Below are 7682 nucleotides of genomic sequence, written 5' to 3'. Positions count from 1 at the left end.
CGACTGGCCTTAAGGTTTATGGCGAAGGTGAATGGAAAGTCAAAAAACACGGGACAGATGGCAAACGTAGAGTCTGGCGAAAACTTCATATTGCCGTGGATACAAACACTCATGAAATTATTGCAGCCGAGCTAAGTCTATCGAAAGTTACAGATGGAGAAGTACTCCCGAATTTACTGAAACAAACTCGCCGAAGTATCCACGAGGTGTATGGTGATGGCGCTTATGATACGAGAGCATGTCACGATGCAATTAAGATTAAGCGAGCCGTTGCGCTTATTCCTCCAAGAGAAGGGGCTGCCTTCTGGGAGCGGGGTCATCCCCGAAATCTCGCAGTAGGTTGCCAGAAGTTATATGGCTCAAATAAGTATTGGAAAGAGCGGTATGGTTACCACAAACGCTCCCTGTCAGAAACAGCGATGTATCGAGTTAAACAGTTATTTGGTGGTCGTTTAAGTTTAAGAAATTACAATGCACAAGTGGGAGAAACTTACGCGATGATAAAAGCGTTGAACAAGCTCACTGGGTTAGGTATGCCTGAAACTTGCCGTATTGACTAAGAAACGCACGAAATGGGGCTGCTCTGTCTCTAAACTGAATTACGCAACAAAGCCGCTCTGCGCCGACATTCTCGTATGATTGGAATAAGGATCAGGCGGAAATTCCGTTGAATATAAGCGTAAGCAAGACTACTGTGTTGAACGGACGTCCTTGGAAGTTTGGCATTGAAGCGAACTATTACCTTGAGAAAGACGAAGAAACGCGTCCAGATTTTATGTTGAGCTTTAATATCAGCCCAGTTGTTGAAAATAAGCTGGCGTCTTTGTTCGATTAAGCCGTTATTTGAAATACAGTTTTAGAAACGAAAAAGGCTGAACGATCATCGTTCAGCCTTTTGTGTTATTGGATTGAAGCGATTCTATTAACCCGCAGCAGCCTGCATGATGAGACCACAGATGTAAGCGCCGTATGTACCGAGTGCGTAACCAAGTACCGCCATTAGGATACCTACTGGCGCCAGTGCTGGGTGGAATGCAGCTGCTACGATAGGAGCCGATGCTGCGCCGCCAACGTTAGCTTGGCTACCGACAGCCATGAAGAACAGTGGTGCACGGATAAGCTTCGCCATCACAATCATTAGAATGGCATGGATAGTTAGCCATGTGATACCAATGAAGAAGTAGCCTGGATTGTCTAAGATAGCCGTCACATCCATTTGCATACCGATGGTTGCAACTAGGATGTAGATGAACGCTGAACCAACTTTAGACGCGCCGCTGTGCTCAAGGCTGCGTGTAGATTTGAAGCATGAAGCGATGAGCGCGAACGTTGTCACCATAACGATTAACCAGAAGAAGCCTGATGTAAGGCTGTATTTCGCGAGTTCTGGAGCGTTGGTCGAGATCCAAGGTGCGATTAGGTCACTGAATAAGTGAGCTAGACCGGTAAGACCGAATGCAATTCCCGTGATCTTCATTAGATCTGTTGTGGTTGTTGGGCGAGCGTTCTCTTCTTGGTATTTAGAAACCGTCTCTTTTAGCTCTTCGATAGATGATGTGTCTGCTTTTAGCCATGCATCAATCTTCTTTTGGCGACCTGCCATGATAAGTAACACGGCCATCCAAATGTTCGCACAGATAACATCAACCGTAATCATTGCAGAGAATAACTGGTCATCAACCTCGAACACTTCTTTCATTGCTGCTTGATTTGCACCGCCGCCAATCCAAGAGCCAGCCACTGTTGTAAGGCCGCGCCATACATCGCCAGATACAAGGTCAGGGTTAACTTGGTCGATAATTAGAATCGCTAAAGGCCCGCCAATGATAATGCCGACAGTACCGGTTAGGAACATGATGACGGCTTTAGAACCAAGGCCAAATATTTTACGAAGGTCTGCTGAGATGATCAGAAGAACGAGTGCACTCGGTAATAGGTAGCGACTTGCAACGAAGTATAGCTTTGAGTTTGACGCATCGATGATGCCTAAACTATTCAATAGAGAAGGAACAAAGTAACAGAGCAATAGACCCGGAACGAACGAGTAGAATTTTTTCAGAGCGCTATTTTGGCTACTTTCCGTGATAAAAACACCGCCAAGAATAACAGCTAACATGCCCATTATTACTGCATCATTAGTAATCATTATTATATCTCCTTTAAGGTGAGCGCAACCGCCTCACTTTTTGAAGTGCAGGACTATACCGACAACTGGTATTCGTTACAAATTGTAACGATAGACATACTTTGAAACGTTTGTGTTAATTTTTATGGTTTGAATTTGTGAGTGCGGAGCGTTAATTATTGGCGATGTGAATGCTTTAGTGGCGACTTGTGAGGCGTGTTTAGATATATGCAATGTAACTCAAACTTTAGAGGATGGTCGCTACGAATTAGAACGACGACTGAAGGGCTTAAAAGAATGCATATATACCCACATTGACGGTATGGTTTATGTGGGGAGGTAATGTTTTATAAATGTAAAAAGTGAATTCATTTTTGACGGGTAGCTTGAGATTGAAAATTATAACTGGATCACATAAATGTCGTGGTTCATCTGATTTAGGTTCCGTGTTTTGGCTTCATCGGTCGTGCTATTCGTATTTAGAGAATGAAAAAGCGACCCGAAAGCCGCTTTTTGAGTGGTTGTTAACCTCGAATTTGAGCTCTGCTTAGGTTTGTTCTTCCTCAAAGCCATCTGCATAGCCTTTCGGTGGCGGTGTCCAACCTCGTTCTGAGCGAGAGTGCTTGTCTGAACGGTCTTTTTTCATGTCTTCTTTCATTGCTTCTTCAAGGTGAATGAAGATTTGTCGGTAGTTGTTGTCGTAACGTGGGTTCTCTTCCGCTTCAGACCAAGCTTGGTATAGTTTTTCAGACTTACGGCTTTCAACACGTTGATACGTTGATTTTTGCTGTTCAACGAAGAATGGATGGTGCCCTAAAGAACGTAGAGCTTCTGCGCCCATTTCGAGTGCCGAGTGGTACGTTTCTGAGACTACAGAATCTGCACCAGCTTCTCGTAGGCGGTAACTGTGACCACGGTCGAACGCACGCGCTAAAATTTTCACTTTAGGGTAGGTGTGTTTAACGTATTTTACTAATTCAACGCTTGAGTCTTGGTTATCGATAGCGACGACAAACATTGCGGCTTCTTCGATCCCTGCTGTATGCAATAAGTCATGACGAGTCGCATCACCAAAGTAAGATTTGATGTTGATAGAGCGAAGTAAATCGACTTGGTTGGCTTGGTGATCCAAAACCACAGTCTTGACATCATTCGACACCAATAAGCGGTTAACGATTTGACCGAATCGGCCAATACCAGCAATGATCACCGTACCTTTCTCTTCGATAGTATCGGCTTCTCGGTCGTTAGACTTTTGCTCGTAACGAGGAAGTATCACTTTATCAAATAGAATGAATAAGCCTGGTGTTAGGAACATTGAAAGAGCAACAACCAGCGACAGAGTTTGGACTATATCAGCAGGCAATACGTGGTTTTGAGCCGAGAAGCTCAGTAGTACAAAACCAAATTCACCGGCTTGCGCCAAGCTCAACGTAAACAACCAACGGTCGCTATTTTTAATTTTGAAGATCAACGCCAATGTAAACAACACCAAGGCTTTAAGTAGCATAACGCCAAGAGTGAGGCCAATGATCAAACCAAAGTCGTTGAATAGAACATCAAAGTTGATGCCCGCACCTACCGTAATGAAGAACAAGCCAAGTAGCAGCCCTTTAAACGGGTCTATATTAGACTCAAGCTCGTGGCGGAATTCACTGTTCGCCAATACCACACCCGCAAGGAAGGTTCCTAAAGCTGGTGAGAGGCCGACTAGGCTCATTAGTGCAGCAATACCAATAACCAACATCAGTGCGGTTGCAGTAAAGATTTCTCGCAAGCCTGAGCTCGCCACAAAGCGGAACAGTGGACGACTCAAGAAGTGCCCGCCGACCACAACAATCGCAATAGATGCTGTGATCACAAGGCCATAAGCCCAGCCGGGTAGGCCAGCAACAAGACTCAACTCTTCATGGTGATCAGAAGCCGAAGCGACCGCGCTTTGTGCAGCTTCGATTAATTCTGGCAATGCCAATAGAGGGATAAATGCTAACATAGGGATGACGGCAATATCTTGAAACAGTAAGACCGAGAAAGCATTCTTGCCGCCTTCTGTCTTGGAGAGCCCTTTCTCATTAAAGGTTTGGAGAACAATCGCGGTAGATGACAGTGCGAAGATCAAACCGATAGTCAGCGCGATCGTCCAAGGTTGCCCGAAGAACAGAGCAATCCCCATGACTATGGCCGTTGTGCCACCGACTTGAAGGCCGCCGAGCCCCATCAGGCGGTTTCTCATTGCCCAAAGCATCTTCGGCTCAAGCTCAAGCCCGACCAAGAACAGCATCATTACTACACCGAATTCGGCAAAGTGTTGAATGGTCGTGGTCTCTTCACCCACTAAGCCGATGATTGGGCCAATCACCACACCGGCAATCAGGTAACCAAGCACAGAGCCGAGGCCAAGCCTTTTGGCGATAGGGACGGCGATGACTGCCGCGAGCAAATAGATAAATGCTTGTAGAAAATATCCTGTCATGATCTAACCTCTGCTCATCATTTCATCGACATAATGGTTTAGCTTTTCAGCCTTGCTTGCCTTTTTAAGGTCGACTTCGCCCGCAACAAAAGCCTCTAAAAGCGATTTGTAGCTATTTACATGATCTTGAATTCGGCCTTCTTCTAACGCAGTACGTGAACCAAACAAAGCCAATGGAGCCAAGTAGTTCATGCCGCACAAAGACGCCGTTTGTTCGATTGGGTGAAGCAGTTCACGGATGGTGAAGTGGTTATAACCGTCAGTTTGATAAGCCTCTTTTTTGCCTCCAGCGGTGATACTGCATAACAAGCTTTTACCTTGCAGTTCATTGCCGTCGGTGCCGTAAGCAAATCCGTATTCTAGGACGAGGTCTTGCCACTCTTTAAGAATCGCGGGTGTTGAGTACCAATATAGTGGGAACTGAAAAATGATGATGTCATGGTCCAACAGGCGTTTCTGTTCGCGATCGATATTGATCTTGAAGGTTGGGTATTCAGCATAAAGGTCGACACAGGTGACGCCTTCAATACGTTTGGCTTGCTCAAATAAGGGTTTGTTCGCTTCAGAGCGATGCTGAGAAGGGTGGGCGAATAGCACCAAGACTCGATTTTTCGACATATAGCCCTCTTTGTCCATTAACGAATAATATTTATTGGAATTATAGATATACAATAATAGAAGAATGGTTGAACAACAACGAATTAGCCCATACTTATCTAGTTAGATGCGCGTGTTTTTAGGGACTTAATTATATAAAACACCCGTCAATTTGAGTATTTCCGGCACACGCAGCCGATGACTGCGTAAAACTAATTATTCGCTAATAATAAAAGCGAAGAGGTGCACTTTATGTCACCGTTGAAGGCTAACGTAAATAATTCAATCACCCTACATAGAACGACAATGAATAAAGGAAAAGGTATGAGCACGGACTTGCGTCAACAATGTAATTTGCTGCTTTCTGGTCACTTCGATCCAACACCAGCACAAACCTTCGCGCAAATGGCTGAATGGTGCGAAACACATGATGTGGCGCACGACACCTACGGTGATGGCGATTTTATTAAGAGTTTTGAAAGCAAAGTGGCTGATTTGCTCGGCTATGAAGCCGCCGTATTTGTGATTACTGGCACAATGAATCAACCGACAGCGTTAGAGATTGCTTGCCAAGAAAAAAGAAATCCTTTGGTGGCGATGCACGAATCCAGCCATATTATGCGCCATGAACGCCAAGGGTATCAGCTCCAGAACCGTTTCAATGTACTTCCGGTTGGTAATGTATTTCGCACTTGGAATGTCGACGACTTAAAGGCTTGGCCTGATGAGATTGCCGCGGCATTGTATGAACTACCGATGCGAGAGATTGGTGGTCAGCTGCCTGAGTGGGAAGAGCTTGAAGCGATAAAGCAGTACTGCAAAGAACAATCGATTCATCTGCATATGGATGGTGCTCGTTTGTGGGAGTGTGGCGCGTATTATCAAAAGCCATATAGCGAGATTGCTAAGGGGTTCGATACAGCTTATGTTTCGCTCTATAAAGGGTTAAATGGTCTTGGGGGGTCACTCCTACTAGGTGATAAGGCTTTCGTAGCAAAAGCTTCAGCATGGATGAAGCGTCAGGGCGGAAATGTTTATCATCGCACGCCTTACGTGGTTTCGGCAGCAATGCAGTTTGATCAACGGATTGAGTTGATGCCAGCATTGTATGAGCGTACCAAGCAAATCTATCAAATCTTACAAGATTACCCGCAGTTCAAAGTGAACCCGCAGCAACCCCAAGTAAACATGCTTCACCTCTATTTACCGGTGAGTTTTGAGGATGGCATTATCCTGCGCGACAATATAGCTAAGAAGCACAAGGTTTGGATAGGAAACCCAGCGATCAGCGAACTGCCAAACCAATGTAAGATTGAATGGTATGTGGGTGATAACTTATTAAACTTGCCAGATCATGAGCTGATCGACATTCTAGACTTTATTAACGAAGAGCTGATTTAATTAACGAAGAGTTGATTTGATTGCAGAAGAGTTGAATTGATTACAGCAGAAGTGATTTAACTGAGATGAATACAGGACATGTTTCCTGTATTCATTTTTACGCCGATAGGATGGCGGGGCTTGTTACATGTATTGGTTGATGTACACGTCGACTAAAAACATGAATACAGGCACCGTGCTGAGAAGTCCGAAGAAGACGATTGGCACCCAGTTTTTCATTTTCTTTTTAGGTTGCTCAGTGTTGTTCATAAATTCGGCCTTAAATTAGTTGTTGTAGCTGTTTAGCTTTGTGATACTAAAAATCTACGAACATGGTATCAAATAAAATCGATGATCCCTATGCGGATTTAGCGTTTCGTGGTGTGTATCAATCACAGAAAATGTAGGCGATTCATAAGCGGTTCATAAAGACTCAATAATAATGAACCTATTAGAACAAGTATTGCCTTATTCGGCATATGAAATAAACAGCATTCAAAGATTTGGAGAAGACAACATGAGAACAATAGGAAACATCATTTGGTTTCTGTTTGGTGGCGTATTTATGGGACTGGCATGGTGGTTCTTCGGACTGCTCGCATTCCTCACCATCGTTGGTATTCCATGGGGTAGAGCGTGTTTTGTAATGGGTAACTTCTCATTCTTCCCATTTGGTCAAGAAGCGATTTCACGTGATGAATTGACCAATGAAACTGACATCGGGACCAGCCCACTTGGTATGATTGGTAACATCATTTGGTTCTTATTTGCTGGAATCTGGTTGGCGATTGGTCACATCATGTCAGCAGTAGCGTGTTTCATTACTATTATAGGTATTCCGTTTGCGATTCAGCACCTTAAGCTCGCGGTTATCTCATTGGCGCCAATCGGTAAAACCGTTGTCGACAAGCGTGAAGCAGAAGCGGTACGAGTAAGAAACTACAAGGGTTAAGACTACAGTTTAAGCCTTATATAGAACTGAAAAAGCACATCACATGATGTGCTTTTTTGTGCCTCGTTTTCGATCTAACGATGCCCCAATCTCACAAACAGTAAGCGTGTCATGAACACCGCATTCTAATCTTTCAGCACGAAGAATAAGATCAT

At 44.4% G+C, this 7682-nt stretch carries 7 protein-coding genes and 1 pseudogene; 4 read left to right on the top strand and 4 right to left on the bottom strand.

Annotation, left to right across the window (positions count from 1 at the left end; translation table 11 throughout):
- Positions 1 to 560 (top strand): IS5 family transposase (locus AB6D07_RS22105; protein WP_372140752.1); only part of this gene is annotated, 560 nt, incomplete at its 5' end.
- A gap of 56 nt (positions 561 to 616) precedes the next feature.
- A pseudogene (locus tag AB6D07_RS22100) lies at positions 617 to 835 on the top strand (hypothetical protein); the annotation flags it as partial.
- A gap of 87 nt (positions 836 to 922) precedes the next feature.
- Here the strand turns inward: AB6D07_RS22100 and AB6D07_RS22095 are convergent.
- The 3 genes from AB6D07_RS22095 to AB6D07_RS22085 form a co-directional block, all read right to left on the bottom strand.
- Positions 923 to 2146: a DUF819 domain-containing protein gene (locus AB6D07_RS22095; RefSeq protein ID WP_009845595.1), complete on the bottom strand. Its 1224-nt coding sequence runs from the start codon at positions 2144 to 2146 to the stop codon at positions 923 to 925.
- 526 nt (positions 2147 to 2672) lie between these two features.
- Positions 2673 to 4598, bottom strand: coding sequence for a monovalent cation:proton antiporter-2 (CPA2) family protein (locus AB6D07_RS22090; RefSeq protein WP_017103715.1), 1926 nt, complete (start codon positions 4596 to 4598; stop codon positions 2673 to 2675).
- A gap of 3 nt (positions 4599 to 4601) precedes the next feature.
- The gene (locus tag AB6D07_RS22085) at positions 4602 to 5216 is read right to left on the bottom strand and encodes an NAD(P)H-dependent oxidoreductase (protein ID WP_009845593.1); all 615 of its coding nucleotides are present in this window, start codon (positions 5214 to 5216) and stop codon (positions 4602 to 4604) included.
- A 303-nt stretch (positions 5217 to 5519) separates the two neighbouring features.
- Between AB6D07_RS22085 and AB6D07_RS22080 the strand changes: the two genes are divergently transcribed.
- Entirely contained in the window at positions 5520 to 6596 is a 1077-nt protein-coding gene (locus AB6D07_RS22080; RefSeq protein ID WP_017103716.1) for a low specificity L-threonine aldolase, read from the top strand.
- A gap of 123 nt (positions 6597 to 6719) precedes the next feature.
- Here the strand turns inward: AB6D07_RS22080 and AB6D07_RS22075 are convergent, their stop codons facing one another.
- Positions 6720 to 6845 carry a hypothetical protein gene (locus AB6D07_RS22075; RefSeq protein WP_017060906.1) on the bottom strand — a complete coding sequence of 42 codons (126 nt, stop codon included), beginning with the start codon at positions 6843 to 6845 and terminating at the stop codon, positions 6720 to 6722.
- 247 nt (positions 6846 to 7092) lie between these two features.
- On the opposite strand from AB6D07_RS22075, the gene AB6D07_RS22070 reads away from it, so the two are divergent.
- Entirely contained in the window at positions 7093 to 7527 is a 435-nt protein-coding gene (locus tag AB6D07_RS22070; RefSeq protein ID WP_029223048.1) for a YccF domain-containing protein, read from the top strand.
- The last annotated feature ends 155 nt before the right edge of the window (positions 7528 to 7682 follow it).

Source organism: Vibrio sp. 10N.239.312.C11, assembly GCF_041466065.1.
GTDB classification, from domain to species: Bacteria; Pseudomonadota; Gammaproteobacteria; order Enterobacterales; family Vibrionaceae; genus Vibrio; species Vibrio tasmaniensis_A.
This window is presented reverse-complemented; position numbering and strand designations above follow the sequence as displayed.